The following is a 16177-nucleotide window of genomic DNA, read 5'->3' on the forward strand; positions in this document are numbered from 1 at the left end:
GCCAGTGGTCGATGGAGGCCATTTCAGGCGGCGCAGGTATCGGCAACGTGTGCCGTTGCCCGGGGTTTTGTCAGCGACTGTGGCCGCGGCCGGGGTTTCGTACAGTCAGATACAAAGACGATGTGTCGGGGCACATCGGGGCGTTGCGCGCCCGCGTGCGGGCAGCGATATCCACCCGGTAGCGCCCGGCCGGGCCCGGCGGCCGAATGTATCCCACTGTAGAAACCCGCCTGCGCCCTACAGTCCGGTACAACTCCGTGCCGCGGAGAAACAGCGCCGATACACCGGCAGGGGAAAATGGCCACTCCCAACACCGGAGTGCCACCCATGATCCGTACCTCGTTGCTTGCTGCCGCTCTCGCCCTTGCCGGCGCCGCAGCCCCCGCCTTCGCTGCCCAGGCCGGTACCGCTGCACCGCCCACCGTCATCCTGGTGCACGGCGCGTTCGCCGATGGCTCCAGCTGGAGCAAGGTCATCAGCACGTTGCATGACTGGAAGCTGCCTGCGGTGGCCGTACAGAATCCGCTCACCTCGCTGGCCGACGATGTTGCCGCCACCCGTCGTGCGATTGCCGCTGCACCCGGCAAGGTCGTGCTGGTCGGCCACAGCTGGGGCGGTACGGTCATCACCGAGGCGGGCAATGACCCGAAGGTGCAGGCGCTGGTGTACGTGGCGGCCTTCGCACCGGATGCAGGGCAGTCTTCGGCGCAGCAAGGCGAAGGTTTCCCGGTCGGTCCGGGCCTGGCCCGCCTGCAGGAGAGGGATGGCTACCTGACATTGCCGGCCGATGCCATCGCGCAGGACTTCGCGCCGGACGTGATGAAGAAGTCGGCTGCGCTGCTGTACAGCACCCAGGTCCCGCTGAAGGCCAGCGCGCTGGGCGAGGTGGTGAACATTGCGGCGTGGCGCAGCAAGCCGAGTTGGTACGTGCTCAGCCGTGACGATCGCATGCTGTCGCCGCAGCTGCAGGCCGCCACCGCAAAGCGCATTGGCGCGCAGCTGCAATCGATCGGCAGCAGCCATGTGTCGTTGCTTTCGCATCCTGCGCAGGTGGCCGACAGCATCCTGGAAGCTGCAGGCGTGAAGCCCGCCGAACTGCCGCTGGCCGAGCAGGGGGGCTGAGCGATGGCCACACTGCGAGGGTATGCACTGCCCCTGCTGCTGGGCCTGCTGGGTGGAGCTGCGTTGTTGCTGGCATGGCCCGGCGCGGATGCTGGCGCGCAGTCGCTCGACGCAGCACCGGTGGCGGGGTTCGACGGTGGCGGGCCATGGCACAACAGCTCCCCGCTCACACTGAAGCAGTTGCGGGGGCAGGTGGTGCTGGTCGAGTTCTGGACCTACACCTGCAGCAACTGCCTCAACGTGGCGCCGTATGTCCACCAGTGGCATGCACGGTACGCGTCGCAGGGCCTGAAGGTGATCGGCGTGCATACGCCGGAGTTCGCCTATGAAGGGCTGCCCGGCAACGTGCGCAGGGCCATCGCACGGTTGGATATCACCTGGCCGGTGGTGCAGGACAACCAGTACCGGATCTGGAACGCCTGGGGCAACCGCTTCTGGCCCGCGCTGTACCTGCTCGACCGGCAGGGGCGGGTGGTCTACCGCCATTACGGCGAGGGCGACTACGCACGTACCGAAAGCGAGATCCAGCGCCAGCTGGCCAGCCCCTGAGCCGCGCTACCATGGCTGCACCGCGCGGTGCTGTCCCCCTGCCTTCATCGAGAACACAATGAACCCTGTACCGCACATCCTTGTCGTCGACGATGACAGTGAGATCCGCCAGATGCTGGCCGACTACCTGCAACGCAACGGCCTGCGCGTGAGCCAGGCCGACGGTGGCCGGGCCATGCGTGCACTGATGGATACCCATGCGGTGGACCTGGTGGTGCTGGACGTGATGATGCCAGGCGAGGACGGCCTGAGCCTGTGCCGCAACCTGCGTGCCGGCAAGCATCGTGCGGTGCCGGTGGTGCTGCTGACCGCACGCGACGACGAGACCGACCGCATCATCGGTCTGGAAATGGGCGCCGACGACTACGTGACCAAGCCGTTCTCTTCCCGCGAACTGCTGGCACGCATCAATGCGGTGATCCGTCGCACCCGGATGCTGCCGCCAAACCTGCAGGTGAGCGAAGCCGGTCGCCAACTGGCCTTCGGTGCCTGGCGCCTGGATACCACCGCACGCCATCTGCTGGATGCGCAGGACACCGCGTATCCGCTCAGTGGTGCCGAGTTCCGCCTGTTGCGCGTGTTCCTCGATCACGCCAATCGGGTGCTCAGCCGTGACCAGCTGCTCAGCCTCACCCAGGGCCGCGATGCCGAACTGTTCGACCGCTCGATCGACCTGCTGGTCAGCCGCGTACGCCAACGGCTGGGTGACGACGCACGCGAGCCGACCTACATCAAGACCGTGCGCAGCGAAGGCTACGTGTTCAGCGTGCCGGTGCAGTTGCTGGGGCCGGACGAATGAACACCGGCGCACACCGTCTACGCTGGCCGCGCACGCTGTCTGCGCGGCTGCTGCTGGTGCTGCTGGGCGGACTGGCGCTGGCCCACGCGCTGTCCTTCGGCTTGTTGTTTTTCGAACGCTATCAGTCCACCCGCAGCATGATGCTGCGCAACCTCGATGAAGACGTGGCCGTGAGTGTCGCGCTGCTGGAGCACCTGCCCGCGGACCAGCGCGATGCCTGGGTGCCGCGGCTGGAGCGGCGCACCTACCGTTACCTGCTGCGCCCGGCTGCGGCTGGGCCGGGACTGCAGACCGATCGTGCACGCCAGGTCACCGCGATCATTGACGACAGCCTGCAGCATCGCTATCCGTTGCAGGCGCGCCAGGTGGCTCGCCTGCCGGAGCGGTTCGAGGTGGAACTGCGACTGCACGATGGCACACCCTTGACCATTGAAGTCACCCCGTCGGGTCTGCCGCTGGCGCGTTGGCTGCCCGCCGTGCTGCTGGTGCAGTTGGCGCTGTTGCTGGTATGCGCATGGCTGGCGGTGCGCTTGGCCATGCGCCCGCTGCAGCAGCTGTCGCATGCGGTGGAACAGCTGCAGCCGGGCAAGGACGGGCCGGCACTGCCTGAAGATGGCCCCGCGGAAGTAGGCGGTGCGGCGGCCGCACTCAACGCGCTGCAGGCACGCATTCGTGGCCATGTCAGCGAGCGCCTGCAGATTCTCGCAGCGATCTCGCACGATCTGCAGACCCCCATCACGCGCATGAAGCTTCGGGTGGAGACCCTGCCTGAAGACAGCACCCAGCAGCGACTGCTGGCCGACCTCGACCACCTTGGGCAACTGGTGCGTGAAGGCGTGGCCTATGCGCGCAGCAGCCACGTCGCCAGTGGTGCGCCAGTGTCGATGGACCTGGGGGCGTTCCTGGCCAGCGTGGTCGGCGACTACGAGGACATGGGCAAGCCGGTCAGTGGCGGTGCACCCGCTGGACTGATCGTGCAGACCTGGCCGCAGCCGCTGCGACGGGTGGTCGGCAATCTGGTCGACAACGCAGTGCGCTACGCCGGCGCCGCCGAGATCGGGGCGGGCCGCGATGAGGCTGGCAGGGTATGGATCAGCATTTCCGACCATGGCCCGGGAATTCCCGAGAACCAGCTGCAGGCGGTGCTGGCACCGTTCCATCGGCTGGAAAGCTCGCGCAACCGCGATACCGGCGGCACCGGCCTGGGCCTGGCCATCGCGGTGCAGCTGGCACAGTCGCTGGGCGGCTCACTGCGGCTGCACAACCGCGAGGGCGGCGGCCTGCGAGCGGAGCTGCAGCTGCCGGGGTAACCGGCGGAGTCAGATCCGTTTGCCGCAGCAAAGGGATCTGACCCCGACGCGAGAGCATCCACACATGGCGTGGATCTACGGCATTCCTGCACCACCCCGGGATCGGCGATCATCCGCAGCGAGTGTTGAAACCAGGGAGCACCACGCAATGCAGGGAACGCATCATTCAATCCGGCGCCCACGTCACGCTGCACTGCTGATCGCCGCACTGCTGCTGGCGGCCTGCCCGCGCACACCAGACGAACCGGCCGACGCGCCCTCTGCCGACACGCCACTTGCCGCGCCGACCACAACAACAGACATCTCGCCTCTGCTCGATGCCCTGCGGACCTGCGCGCTGGACGGCTGGTACATCGACGTTCAGACCGATCGCCCGGCCCATCCCTGGCTGGCCGCGAATGTGCCGAAACCCTGCAAGGTGGACGAAGAGAATGAGATCGCCACGTTCTGCACGGGTGGGCAATGGAAAGGATTGCCGGTGGAAGAGGTGATCCTGCCGACGATGACGTTCGTCTCGTTCCGTGGGGCCAGGATTGCCTTGCCGTTGGAGAAGGCGCGTTCAATCGCCCGCCAGCACCTGGGGCAGGACTTCCCGGGTGGCGCGGCTTACGAAGCGGGCCGTGAGCCGAAGCTGTTGGCCGACCCGGAGGATGCGCAGCGTTCGTGGCTGCTGTGCAGCACGCCCGAACCGGGGGACGATGCGGGGAGCAAGGGCAGCGTCAGCTATTCCGGCATGAACCTGCCCTACGACCACGACGGTTGCGGCTACCGCTACAGCCCGGTCGACTTCTGCGATGCGCGGCACCGGGCCGCCATTGAAGAAGCGCTCCAGCATCAGAAGCCCAATTTCAACCAGCACTATCTGCTGGTACAGGTCGATGATCGTCCCGAGTACTTCCAGCGCACGCTGGTGCTGGTCGACACCCGCACCGGACGCGCCACGCCATTGCCGATCGATGCCTTCACCGGCCCGGCGGGGAAGGGCGGAGACGCCGCCGGCTACGGGACACTGGAAACGGGCGTGGACCAGCAGCAGTTCTGCCTCAATGGTGCGTTGCTGGTCTACCGCGTGTTCAAGGAAGGACGCTTCTGCTTCGGCTTTGACGGTGAGCGATTCACCGGCCATGAAACCCAGTACATGCAGGCGACGGACAGCCGATGACCGGTATTTCACCCCGGCCGTGACATCCTCCCCGAACCTGCGCAACCGGGATCGAGGCTGTTGAAGGCGAACACGCAATGACTGCCGAGCGGCAGCGCTCGATGTGGGTGGCCGGCCTGTCCACGGTGGTGGAGTGGTACGACTTCACCCTGTACCTGTACTTCGCCACGGTGTTGTCGCGGGTGTTCTTCGGTGGTGGCGAGCAGGCGCTGCTGGTCACCCTGGCCGGCTTTGCGGTGTCCTACCTGATGCGCCCGCTGGGCGCACTGTGCTTCGGCCACCTGGGGGACCGGCTGGGCCGGCGCTGGATGCTGCTGGCATCGATGGCCTTGATGGCAGCGGCGATGCTGGCCACCGCGCTGCTGCCGACAGCGGCCACGGCGGGCACTACGGCGGGCGTGCTACTGTTGGTACTGCGCTGCGTGATGGCATTTTCGGTGGGCGGTGAGTACACCGGCGTGGTGGCGTACCTGCTGGAAAGCGCACCAGCACGCCGACGCGGCCTGGTGACCTCGCTGGCATCGGCGGCCAGCGAGGTGGGCGCGCTGCTGGCGGTGGCGATCTCGGCGCTTACGGTTGCGCTGCTGCCTACCGCGCAGCTGGACAGCTGGGGCTGGCGCATTCCGTTCTTCTTCGGTGCCGCGCTGGCACTGGTGATCCTGGTTGCGCGCTCGGGCATGCACGAATCGCCGGAGTTCGAACGCCAGCGTCGCGAGGGCAGTATTCCGGCTACGCCGCTTCGCCACGTACTGCGCAACCATCCGCTGGCGGTGGCGCGCACCTTCGCGATCTCGGCGCTGGGATCGATCACCTACTACGTGGGCATCACCTATGTGCCTGCGTTCCTGCACGCGCGGGGTCATGACGAGGGCGACGCACTGTGGCTGTCGACGATTGCGGCGGTGGCAGTGATCGCGATCACGCCGTTGTGTGGCGCATTGTCCGACCGCGTTGGACGACGGCCGGTGTTGCTGGGCCTGACCGTGCTGGCAGCGTTGTTGCCACTGTCCCTGTTTGCGTGGATGGCGCAGGCGACGGCGCTGGGCATCGTGCTGGCCGCGGTGCTGCTGGCCTGCGTGGCCGGTGGTGTAAGCGCGGTGGCGGCCCCGGCCACGGCCGAACAATTCCCGGGCGAGGGCCGGGTCAGCGGGCTGGCACTGGGGGTGACCATGGCCACCGCCTTCTTCGGCGGTGCAACGCCATGGCTGGCGCAATGGTGGGTGGAGCGCAGCGGCTGGGCAGCGGCGCCGGGCGCGATGATCGCGCTGGTGGCGGTGCTGGTGCTGCCGGTGCTGTGGACCCTGCCCGAGACGGTCCCGGGCAGGGCCAGGCGCTAGCGGGTCAGACCTTCAGGGTCTGCTCGATGTCGGCCAGTACCGCGGCCGCATCCACGCCGATGGCAATCGACTGCACCACGTGGCCATCCCACACGCTGGGACCGAACGCCAGGCCTTCCGGCTTGGGAATGGTCATGCCGCGGGCGACACCGTCGGTGGCCACGCGCACGCTGGCGCGCTCGAACTGGAACAGCTCCGGGCGGGTCAGCGCGATGCACGCGCAGCAGTCGTGCACGACCATGCCCTTGTGGCCGGCCTGCAGGTAGAAGTCCACGTAGTCCTGCGACAGCGCACGCACCAGCTCGGCGTCGGCACCGCCGATGGCAGCCAGCTTGTCCAGGCCGTCACGATCCATTTCCACGCGGGTGGTCACGTCCAGACCGATCGCAGTAACCGGCCAGCTGGCGGTGAACACCACGTCGGCGGCTTCGGCATCGCCCCAGATGTTGGCCTCGGCGGCCGGGGTGATGTTGCCGTTGACGTGGAAAGCGCCACCCATGATCACCACGCCGCGCACCAGGCCGGCGATGTCCGGGGCCTGCTGCAGGGCCAGGGCCAGGTTGGTCATGCGGCCGACCGCGACCAGGGTCACCTCGCCCGGATGGGCGCGGACCAGGTCGATGATCAGCTGATGGGCCGGGCGCGCATCGGCGGCCACGTCCAGGCTGGCCGGCACCGGGTGATTGCCCAGCCCGTTGTGGCCGTGGATGTGCACCGGCCAGGCTTCCGGGGTGGCTTCCGGCTGCAGTGGGCCACCGGCACCGCGCGCGACCGGAGCGGCAAAGCCCCAGGCCTGCTTCAGGTACAGCGCGTTGTGCGTGGTCGACTCCACCGAGGCATTGCCGAAGGTGGTGGTGACGCCGATCAGGTCGATCTGGGCGTGCTTGTGCAGGTACAGCAGGGCCAGGGCGTCGTCGACGCCCGGGTCGGTATCGAAAATGACTTTCAGCATGTTGTTGTTCTTCTTCTTCCGTGTAGTGCGGGGGGGCGCCGGCGGCCCGGAGGCAGGCCGGCGCGCCCTACATTGTCCCATCTTCATGACAGGCAGGGCCAACATCGGGGTGGAAGGCCATAATGCCTCCAGTCCAGGCACGGAGTCGCCGAATGCTGATCGTTGCCCTTCTGCTGGTCCTGCTGGTGCTGGGCCTGAACGTGGTGGCTACCGTGGTGATCGTCAGGCGTGATGGCCTGTCGGCCGGGGGGCGGGCGGTGCAGCTGCTGCTGGTCTGGCTGCTGCCGCTGGTCGGCGCGATCCTGTGCATGGCGGTGGCCACGGCCGATGGCTCACCCGCGCGGAGCGATGGCAGTGGCGGTGGGCCCGCCGATTTCTCCGGCGGCTATTCCGGGGACAGCCACAGTCATCACAGCTACAGCAGCTCCGACTGTGGAAGCGACGGCGGCAGCAGTGACGGTGGTGGTGGCAGCTGCAGCGATTGAGGTCTCTGTAGAGTCGAGCCATGCTCGACTGCACTTCGCTCCAACGCCGCGGTGCCTGATCGAAAGGCAGTCGAGCATGGCTCGACTCTACAGAACAGCGGTTGGCTGCGGCCGGTAGTGCCGGCCGCTGGCCGGCAACCCCAACAGCTCAGCCGCCGCCTTCGGTCGGCAACGGCGCCGGTACGTTCAGCAGCCCGCCTGCCGCCACATAGGCGGCCAGTGCCTGGCCCTGGCTCAGCAGATGGCGTTCCATGGTGCGTTCGGCAGCCTGCGCGTCGCGGCGGCGGAAGCATTCCATCAGCTCGCGGTGTTCGGCCAGCGACTGCGCGGTGCGACCCGGGGTCAGCAGCTGACGGCCACGATGCATCTTCAGGATGCGGTGCAGGTCGTGGGTGATGCGGATCAGCCAGGGGTTGCCCGCGTAATGCTGCACGGTTTCGTGGATCAGGTAGTTGTTGCGGTAGTACTCGGCGATGTTGCCCTCTGCCGCAGCCGCTTCCATCGCTGCATGCAGGTCTTCGAGCTGCTGCACGCCGGCATCGTCGATGTGCTTCACCGCCTCATGCGCGCAGCGGCCTTCCAGCATCGCCATTACCGGGAACAGCTGGTTGAGGTCTTCCAGCGTCAGTCGCGTGACCCGGCTGCCACGACCGGCATCGATCTGCACCAGGCCTTCGGCGGCCAGCAGCTTCAGCGCCTCGCGCAGCGGCGTGCGGCTGATGCCCAGTTCCTCGCACAGCGCGGGCTCGTCGATCCATTCTCCCGGCGGCAGCCGGTAATCGTAGATGCGCTCGCGCACGTGTTCGGCCACCTCTTCGTACAGAGGTGCGCGCTTCTTCGGTGACCGCGGGGCAGGGGCAATGGCCATGGTGGAAGTGTACCGCCAGGTAGTGCCGGCCGCTGGCCGGCAACCCATGATTGCTGGATGGCTTCATGAGAGTGCCGGCCAGCGGCCGGCACTACCGTTGGGTGGTTACATCCAGCCTGGCACCACGAACACCAGCCAGGCCAGCAACGGCCCCAGTGCCACCACCAGGCCGCTGTACACCAGGAAGCGGCGGAACAGGGTCTCGCGCTCTTCCTTCGCTGCCGAGGCCACCACCAGTGCGCCATTGGTCGAGAACGGGCTGACATCGACGATGGTGGATGACACCGCCAGCGCGCAGATCACGCCGGCGGCGCTGAGGTGACCCTGCATCAGGAACGGCACCGCCAATGGAATCGTCGCGCCGAGTACCGCTGCCGACGAAGCGAATGCGGAGACGATGCCGCCGACATAGCAGACCAGCAGCGCTCCGAGCAGCGGGATGCCGATGTCGGAGACACCGTTGCCGATGAAGTCCACCGCGCCGGCATGTTCCAGCACGCCGATGTAGGTCACCACGCCGCAGATCAGCAGCACGGTGGACCAGCTGATGCCATCGACCGCACCCTTCTGGCTCTGCGGCGACAACAGCGCCAGCGCCACCGCCACGGTGATCGAGACCAGGCCGACGTTGAGGTTGTAGATCAGCGCGGCCACGCCCAGGCCGAGCAGGCCGATCAGGGTGAACAACCGCTCGCGGGTCAGGTTCACCGCATCCAGTGCTACCGGATCATTGCTGAGCGTGCCGCCGCCTGCCGCGACCAGCGCGCCATGACCTTCGATCGCGAACTGGCGCGACGACGCCTGCGGGCCACCGGCCATCGCCAGCTCGGCAGTGCCGAGCGTTCCTGCTGCGGTGATCGAGCCACGGCGCAGCAGGGCGATGCCACCAAAGGCGAAGAAGCAGATCGTCGCCATCATGAAGTTGAAGCCCAGACTGGTCAGGAACACCGCCATCTCGGTCACTTCCAGACCGGCTTTCTGCACCACGCCATTGGTGATGCTGCCGTACACGCTGATCGGTGAGAAGCCGCCCGCCTGCGCACCATGGATGACCAGCAAGCCCATCATCAGTGGATTGATGTTGTACTGCTTGGCAAAGCGCAGCGCGACCGGGCCGATGATCGCGACCGCCGCCGGGCCCAGTGCACCGAACGCAGTGAGGACTGCGGTGATCACGAACATCACCCACGGAATGGCCACGATATGGCCGCGCACGGCTTTCACTGCCCAGTGCACCAGCAGGTCGATGGTGCCGTTCTTCTGCGCGATGGCGAACAGATAGGTAATGCCGACCAGGGTCAGGAACAGATCGCCGGGAAAGCCGGCCAGGACCTCCTTGCCGCCCATGTCGACCCACAGCCCGCCGATGATGAAGGCCAGCGCGAAGGCGACGGCACCCATGTTGATCGGCATCGCGGTGGCGACGATGAACATGATCACCAGACCGATGATCGTTGCGATTTGTGGACTCATGCGCCCTCCCAGACACGTGACTCACGTACAGCGCGGATGGAGACCCGCCATCCCGGGGTAAGGCGACGTACTGCGTGTTGCGTGATACGTACTGCTCGAACCCGTTACTGCAGCCGCTCCAGCGCGCTGCGGACCCACGCCGCGGCGCCTTCAAGGCTCTGGAACTCTTCCACCGCGCGCACTTCGCAACACGGATAGGCCGGCGCGACCATGCGCGCCAATGCGTTGCCTGGGCCCAGCTGCAGGAACACCCGCGCGCCACGCTCGAAGGCCTGGCGCATCACCTGCGCCCATTCGATGGTCTGCGCGAGCTGCGCCGACAGCGTGTGGACTGCGGTTGCGCGATCCCGCACCGGTCGCGCATCGATGCCGGCCAGCAGCGGCAGGCGTGGGGCCTGCAGTGACACTGCTTCAAGTGCGGCGGCAAACGGTGCCACTGCGCCGGTCAGCAGCGGCGTGTGCGCGGGCACATGGACCGGCAGCGGGCGGATCTCCGCACCGCGCAACTGCGCGTCCATCGCCAATGCGTGCAGCGACCGCCATGCGCCGCCCACGATGAAGTGGTCGTGGCCATTGGCGATCGCGATGAAGGCGCCATGCACATCGCACAACTGCTGCGTGGCAACGCGGTCCAGTCCCAGTACTGCCTGAAGCCCGGCGTCATCGGGGCTGGCGGCATCCATCAGGCGCGCGCGTTGCACGGACAGTGCCAGGCAGGTGGCTGCATCGATGCTTCCAGCGATGGCGTGGGCCGCCAGTTCGCCGATGCTGTAGCCCGCAATCACTGTCGGCGTTGGCAATACCTCGCGCAGGCCCTGCCAATGCGCCAGGCTTGCTGCGCACAGCAGTGGTTGCGCCCGCACATTGTCGAAGCGGTCGTCGGCCGCCGCAGCGGCGAATACATCGCGGCCGAGCACCGTGCTGGCCACATCGAGGGTGTGGCGTGCGGCCGGAAGATCGCGCACGCGATCGAACATCGCCGCGTGCTGCGCGCCTTGGCCGGGGCAGAGCAGGGCCAGGCTCATGCCTGCTCCTGCTGCAGCAGGAACAGGCTGCAGGCCAACAGGTCTGCGCTGCCGCCCGGGCTCAGCCGGCGCATGACGAAGCCGTCACCGATGCGACGCAGATGTACCTGCCAGTCCGGCGCGAAGGTGCCGCCGGCGTCCAGGAAGGTGCGTGCCTGCCGCTGGGCCCAGCGCAGGCCGTCGGCGCCGCCACGGTGCAGCAGGTTGAGGTCATCCACGCACGCGATCAGCTGCATCAGGGTCTGGCACATCGCGGCCTCGCGCGGCAGGCCGCTGGCCAGTGCGTGGCGCAGGGCAGGCAGTGCCACTTCGCGCAGCAGCGGGTAGCCGGCGGCCGCTTGTTCGCGCACACCTTGCACGCCGTGCCGTGCACGCGCGCGCTGGCCAGGGCTGTTCGCATCCAGAGGCGCGTCGGCGAGCTCGGGCGCCCAACGGCGCACTTCCTGGCAGACCTGCTCGGCTGCGGCGACACGGCCCGCGCGGCCCCAGCAGGCAGCGGACGCGGCCACCAGCAGGCCAAGGCTGAAGATCGCACCGCGATGGGTGTTGATGCCCGCAGTGGCGTGCAGCATCGATATCTCGGCGGCGATGCCATGCCGGCGCAGCGTCTGGAACGGCGCCGCGCCGGCACCGGCGTCGGCCACGGCGATGAAATAGTGGCGCAACGCGAACAGGCTGCGCAGGAAGGTGCCGGCATCCATGTCGTGGTGGCTGCCGCGATCGAACGGTGTAACCAGTCCCGGTTTGGGGGCAAGGGCCAGTTCGGCGTGCAGGCTGGCGATGGCAAGGCGCCCCAGGCGCGCGCTGTCCACCGCCGGGGTGGACTGGGCGACGCGCTTCACGACGGCGTTCATGCGACAACTCCAGTGGCGTTGAACAAGGCCTCGCGCAGTTCCAGAGCGGCACCATCAATGCGTTTGACCAGTACTTCGCGGCTGCGACCGGCGTATTCGCGCCAGTTCACCGCGCCACCATCCACCAGGCACAGTTCGCCATCCACGCGATGCCCATAGGCGCTTTCCCAGTGCTGCAGGCGTTCGACCAGCAGGTCGGCCTGGCGCGCGTCATCCACCTGCCACAGCAGGTCGATGTCCGAGCGCGGGTGCACATAGGGCAGTCCGGTGAGGTGCTGCCATGCGAAGGCGCCGAATACGCGGGCTGGTGCAAGCCGCAGCATTGCCTGCAACGCCGCCTGCCAATCCGCCGGAACGCCGCCGGCGAGAACGTGATCCAAGGGAGGGGGAGGCTGCAGCTGCTGGACGTCCTGCAGGGCCACGCGCAGCGCCAGCCGTTGCTTGCCTTCGCTTGGCGGTAGCGGTACCCCCAGGCGCAGCCGAGGGTCGGGGTCGTCCGCCGCACAGCGCGCCACCATGACCGGCAGGCCCTGCGCGAACCACGCTGCCAGGCGTGGTTCCTGTGCAGTCACGTCAGCCCGCCAGTCGGCATCGGCCGACAGCCAGGCCAGCGTGTGGCGGGCGGGCCGCTCAGGCATCGCCGTGGGCCACCGCAGATGAAACCCCTGCCGCCAGGGCACGGCCGCCGCGATGTGCGCCGCGTGCGGCACGCAGGTCGCCTTCGGCGGGCGTGCGCAGCGCCTGCAGCAGGTGCTGGGCAAGATCGCCCTCCCACAGCGATTCCACCGCACCCATCGCCACGTAGTTCTCCACGCCCGGCGCGAACACCGGCGAGGTCTGGCTGAGTGCCTGCAGTTTCTCCAGCGGTTGCTTGGTCACCCGCGCCATCGCGCGCAGGTCCATCACCCGCACCTGTGCATCGGGCAGGGCGTGGATGTGGTCGGCCATCAGGCCGAACGACAGAAAGCCGCCGCTGACCGACTCGCCATAGACCAGGGTCACCAGCCGCGCACCGCGTCGGCGTGCCAGATCCAGCGTCTGCGCCAAGTGAGCGAAGTAGCCGTTGATGCCAAGCAGTTCGTCACGCCGCGCCAGGCGCTGGCCAGCGGTGTCCACCAGCATCACGATCGGTCGCTGTGGAAGCGCGGCGGTGCTGGCAAGCACGGTTTCGGCCAGTGCCAATGCGTGGTCCACGCCGACTTCGAGTTTGTCGGCGGTACCGATCACGGTCACCTCGCCATCCTCGGTGGTGGCGCTGCCGGTCAGCACCGAATCGTTCACCGCAATGGCATGCCCATGCGGGAACAGGGCATCGAGCAGGGTCTGCAGCGGCATGCTCATGGCAGGCTCCGGTCGGCGGTGGCGATGAGGAACGCATCGGTGTCGAGCAGCGGCAGTCGCTCGGGGGCAGTGATACCCAGCCGCGCCCAGATCTCCAGGCCATCGCGGCAATCGCCCCAGGCCTGCACGCGCGCCTTCAGTGCCGCATGGCGTTCCTGCAGCGCGGCCAGTGCAGTATCTGGATCGGTGCTGCTGGTATCGGGCTGCAGCGCATTACTGGCAGCCTGCGCGAACGCCTCGATGGCATCGGGCACCAGCACCTGTGCCTGGTCGATCAGGTAGCGGTGCTTGCCTCCCGTTATGCGCCAGACCAGCGCGCGATCGCGGGAATCGAACTCTTCCACACCACGCACGGTCTCGATTACTTCCGGCCCGGACAGTGACAGCCGGCCTTCCTCGGACATGACCACCGTGCTGCAGCAGCGGGCGACGATGCCCATGCCACCGAATGCGCCGTTGCCGCTGCCGATCAGCGCCACCACGGGGACGCCTGCAGCGCGCGCATCCAGCGTGGCGCGCATGATCTCGGAAATGGCGATGAGCCCTGCATTGGCTTCGTGCAGGCGCACGCCACCGGTATCGAGCAGCAGCAGCACACCGTCAGGTCGGGTTTCCGCTGCACGGTGCAGCAGCCCGGTCAACTTGGCGCCGTGCACCTCGCCCACGCCGCCGCCCATGAATTCACCCTGCTGTGCAGCCAGCAGCACGCGTCGGCCGCGCAGTGTGGCTTCGCCGACAACGATGCCGTCGTCGAACGCCGCGGGCTGGTCGAGCTGTGCCAGGTGCGGGCTCATCATCCGCCGCGCCGGGCCGAGGAATTCACGGAACGAGCCGGCGTCGATCAGGCCGGCGATGCGCTCGCGTGCATCGGCTTCGTAGTAACTGTGGCGCTGCGTCCGGCTCATCGTGGATCTCCAGCTAGCAGGGTTTCCACTGCCTGGTCCAGGCGCAGGCTGACCACCGCCGGGGTCGCACCGGCATCGTTGATCGAGACGCGTACATCGCGCAGCGGATGGCGCTGTGCGAAATCACCGATCACCGCCTCCCAGACGCGGCCAAAGCCCTGCGCGGCGGTGATGATGCGCACCGTCATCGCGCCGTCCAGTGCGGCCGGTTCCAGCAGGATTTCCAGATTGCCCGAGGCCAGTACGCCGACCAGCACTGCATCGCGCGGAAACTGCACCGCCGTGTGTCCTTCGAATCGATAGTCGAGGGTTTCCATGCTCAGCCCCTTACCAGTTGCGGAAGCGCTTGGGCGGGTCGTACAGGCCGCCGGACCAGCGCACCAGGTCCTTCACCGAACGCGCCGCAAGCAGGTCACGGCTGGCATCGCGCACGGAGATGCCGAGGTCATCGGGACGGCGGATCACGCCGCGGTCGCGCAGGTTCTCCACCATCGCGCGGTCGCGCCCCATGCCCACGGCGGTATAGCCGGACACGCCGCGGATCGCTTGTTCGCGTTCCTCAGGAGTGCGGCACAGCAGCAGGTTGGCGATGCCTTCCTCGGTCAGCACATGGCTGACGTCGTCGCCATAGATCATCACCGGTGGCAGCGGCATGTCCGCGCGCTCGGCCAGCTCCCAGGCGTCCAGCCGATCGACGAAGGCCGGTGCCATGTGTTCGCGGAAGGTTTCCACCATCTGCACCACCAGCTTGCGGCCACGCGGCATCTCACCGGGGCGTGCGGCCTGCTGGCCGGCCTTGATCCAGGCCTCGCTGGCATGGCGGCGGCCACGTGCATCGGAGCCCATGTTCGGTGCGCCACCGAAGCCGGCAATGCGGTCGCGGGTGGCAGTGGAGCTGTTGCCCTGCAGGTCGATCTGCAGGGTGGAACCGATGAACATGTCACACGCATACAGGCCCGCGGTCTGCGAGAACGCGCGGTTGGAGCGCATCGAGCCATCAGCGCCGGTGAAGAACACATCGCTGCGTGCGGCGATGTACTTCTCCATGCCCAGTTCGGAACCGAACGAATGCACCGATTTGACGAAGCCCGATTCGATCGCCGGAATCAGTGCGGGGTGTGGATTGAGCGCCCAGTGCTGGCAGATCTTTCCCTTCAGCCCGAGCGATTCGGCGTAGGTGGGGAGCAGCAGCTCGATGGCCGCGGTGTCGAAGCCGATGCCATGGTTGAGGCGGTTCACGCCGTACTCGGCGTAGATGCCCTTGATCGCCATCATCGCCATCAGCACCTGGATCTCGGAGATCTGCGCCGGGTCGCGGGTGAACAGCGGCTCGATGTGGTTCGGCTTCGGCGCCTGCACCACGAAGTTGACCCAGTCAGCAGGGATGTCGACGCGGGGGAGGGTGTCGACGATCTCGTTGACCTGGGCGATGACGATGCCGCCACCGAACGCGGTGGCCTCGACGATGACCGGGGTGTCTTCGGTGTTCGGGCCGGTGTAGAGGTTGCCGTGGCGGTCGGCGGCCTGCGCGGCGACCAGCGCTACGCGGGGCGTGAGGTCGATGAAGTAGCGGCCGAACAGTTCCAGGTAGGTGTGGATGGCACCGATCTGGATGCGCCCTTCGGCCACCAGGTTGGCCAGCCGCACCGATTGCGGGCCGGAGAACGAGAAGTCCAGTTTCGAGGCGATGCCGCGTTCGAATACATCCAGGTGCGAGGGCAGCGACAGCACCGACTGCACCATGTGCAGGTCATGCACCCGCGCGGGATCGAGGTCGGCCAGGCACTGGGCGAGGAAGTCGGCCTGCTTCTGGTTGTTGCCTTCCAGGCAGACCTTGTCGCCCGGCTCCAGCAGTGCGTGCAGCAGCTCGCCCACGTCGGTGGCGGCGACCTCACGTCCCCGGGCCCACGGCGCGGCACGTTCCAGGCGGGCCTGGCGGCTGCGTTCCAACGTATCCCAGCTCGGGTTCATCGACCGGCTTCCGATTGGTGTCGA

Annotated in this window: 17 protein-coding genes; 7 read left to right on the forward strand and 10 right to left on the reverse strand. The window is 67.5% G+C overall.

What is annotated here, in order from left to right:
- Window positions 1-327 precede the first annotated feature (327 nt).
- The 6 genes from AC5O77_RS13180 (at window position 328) to AC5O77_RS13205 (ending at window position 6279) form a co-directional block, all read left to right on the forward strand.
- Window positions 328-1122 carry an alpha/beta fold hydrolase gene (locus AC5O77_RS13180; protein WP_317217510.1) on the forward strand — a complete coding sequence of 265 codons (795 nt, stop codon included), beginning with the start codon at window positions 328-330 and terminating at the stop codon, window positions 1120-1122.
- A 3-nt stretch (window positions 1123-1125) separates the two neighbouring features.
- Window positions 1126-1671 carry a redoxin family protein gene (locus AC5O77_RS13185; RefSeq protein ID WP_317217509.1) on the forward strand — a complete coding sequence of 182 codons (546 nt, stop codon included), beginning with the start codon at window positions 1126-1128 and terminating at the stop codon, window positions 1669-1671.
- A 58-nt stretch (window positions 1672-1729) separates the two neighbouring features.
- Window positions 1730-2470 carry a response regulator gene (locus tag AC5O77_RS13190; protein WP_049443785.1) on the forward strand — a complete coding sequence of 247 codons (741 nt, stop codon included), beginning with the start codon at window positions 1730-1732 and terminating at the stop codon, window positions 2468-2470.
- Complete coding sequence (locus AC5O77_RS13195) at window positions 2467-3780, forward strand: sensor histidine kinase (protein ID WP_317217508.1); 1314 nt, start codon at window positions 2467-2469, stop codon at window positions 3778-3780. The genes AC5O77_RS13190 and AC5O77_RS13195 overlap by 4 nt, the downstream gene beginning before the upstream one ends.
- 148 nt (window positions 3781-3928) lie before the next feature.
- The gene (locus AC5O77_RS13200) at window positions 3929-4942 is read left to right on the forward strand and encodes a hypothetical protein (protein ID WP_494506892.1); all 1014 of its coding nucleotides are present in this window, start codon (window positions 3929-3931) and stop codon (window positions 4940-4942) included.
- A gap of 77 nt (window positions 4943-5019) precedes the next feature.
- Window positions 5020-6279 (forward strand): MFS transporter, encoded by a 1260-nt coding sequence (locus AC5O77_RS13205; protein ID WP_317217506.1) that lies wholly within the window; start codon window positions 5020-5022, stop codon window positions 6277-6279.
- Between the two features lie 4 nt (window positions 6280-6283).
- Here AC5O77_RS13205 and AC5O77_RS13210 read toward each other — a convergent pair whose 3' ends face one another.
- A complete protein-coding gene (locus tag AC5O77_RS13210) occupies window positions 6284-7231 on the reverse strand; it encodes a nucleoside hydrolase (protein WP_004147861.1) in 948 nt (315 codons plus the stop codon).
- Between the two features lie 152 nt (window positions 7232-7383).
- Between AC5O77_RS13210 and AC5O77_RS13215 the strand changes: the two genes are divergently transcribed.
- Window positions 7384-7716: a hypothetical protein gene (locus tag AC5O77_RS13215; protein ID WP_414576680.1), complete on the forward strand. Its 333-nt coding sequence runs from the start codon at window positions 7384-7386 to the stop codon at window positions 7714-7716.
- 148 nt (window positions 7717-7864) lie between these two features.
- Here the strand turns inward: AC5O77_RS13215 and AC5O77_RS13220 are convergent, their stop codons facing one another.
- The 9 genes from AC5O77_RS13220 to mdcA form a co-directional block, all read right to left on the reverse strand.
- Complete coding sequence (locus AC5O77_RS13220; RefSeq protein ID WP_012510388.1) at window positions 7865-8584, reverse strand: GntR family transcriptional regulator; 720 nt, start codon at window positions 8582-8584, stop codon at window positions 7865-7867.
- A gap of 105 nt (window positions 8585-8689) precedes the next feature.
- Window positions 8690-10057 (reverse strand): SLC13 family permease, encoded by a 1368-nt coding sequence (locus AC5O77_RS13225; protein WP_107433622.1) that lies wholly within the window; start codon window positions 10055-10057, stop codon window positions 8690-8692.
- A gap of 104 nt (window positions 10058-10161) precedes the next feature.
- The gene (mdcH, locus tag AC5O77_RS13230) at window positions 10162-11082 is read right to left on the reverse strand and encodes a malonate decarboxylase subunit epsilon (RefSeq protein WP_478058509.1); all 921 of its coding nucleotides are present in this window, start codon (window positions 11080-11082) and stop codon (window positions 10162-10164) included.
- Window positions 11079-11936: a triphosphoribosyl-dephospho-CoA synthase MdcB gene (gene mdcB / locus AC5O77_RS13235; protein WP_478058507.1), complete on the reverse strand. Its 858-nt coding sequence runs from the start codon at window positions 11934-11936 to the stop codon at window positions 11079-11081. The genes mdcH and mdcB overlap by 4 nt, the downstream gene beginning before the upstream one ends.
- Window positions 11933-12574 (reverse strand): malonate decarboxylase holo-[acyl-carrier-protein] synthase, encoded by a 642-nt coding sequence (gene mdcG / locus AC5O77_RS13240; protein ID WP_478058505.1) that lies wholly within the window; start codon window positions 12572-12574, stop codon window positions 11933-11935. The genes mdcB and mdcG overlap by 4 nt, the downstream gene beginning before the upstream one ends.
- A complete protein-coding gene (mdcE, locus tag AC5O77_RS13245) occupies window positions 12567-13271 on the reverse strand; it encodes a biotin-independent malonate decarboxylase subunit gamma (RefSeq protein WP_285302484.1) in 705 nt (234 codons plus the stop codon). Before mdcE ends, mdcG begins: the two co-directional genes overlap by 8 nt.
- Before the next feature lie 2 nt (window positions 13272-13273).
- A complete protein-coding gene (locus tag AC5O77_RS13250) occupies window positions 13274-14182 on the reverse strand; it encodes a biotin-independent malonate decarboxylase subunit beta (RefSeq protein ID WP_478058503.1) in 909 nt (302 codons plus the stop codon).
- Entirely contained in the window at window positions 14179-14499 is a 321-nt protein-coding gene (gene mdcC / locus AC5O77_RS13255) for a malonate decarboxylase acyl carrier protein (protein ID WP_049398883.1), read from the reverse strand. The genes AC5O77_RS13250 and mdcC overlap by 4 nt, the downstream gene beginning before the upstream one ends.
- 10 nt (window positions 14500-14509) lie before the next feature.
- Window positions 14510-16153: a malonate decarboxylase subunit alpha gene (mdcA, locus tag AC5O77_RS13260; protein ID WP_100437532.1), complete on the reverse strand. Its 1644-nt coding sequence runs from the start codon at window positions 16151-16153 to the stop codon at window positions 14510-14512.
- Between the last annotated feature and the right edge of the window lie 24 nt (window positions 16154-16177).

The organism is Stenotrophomonas sp. INTA L402-1 (assembly GCF_059295135.1).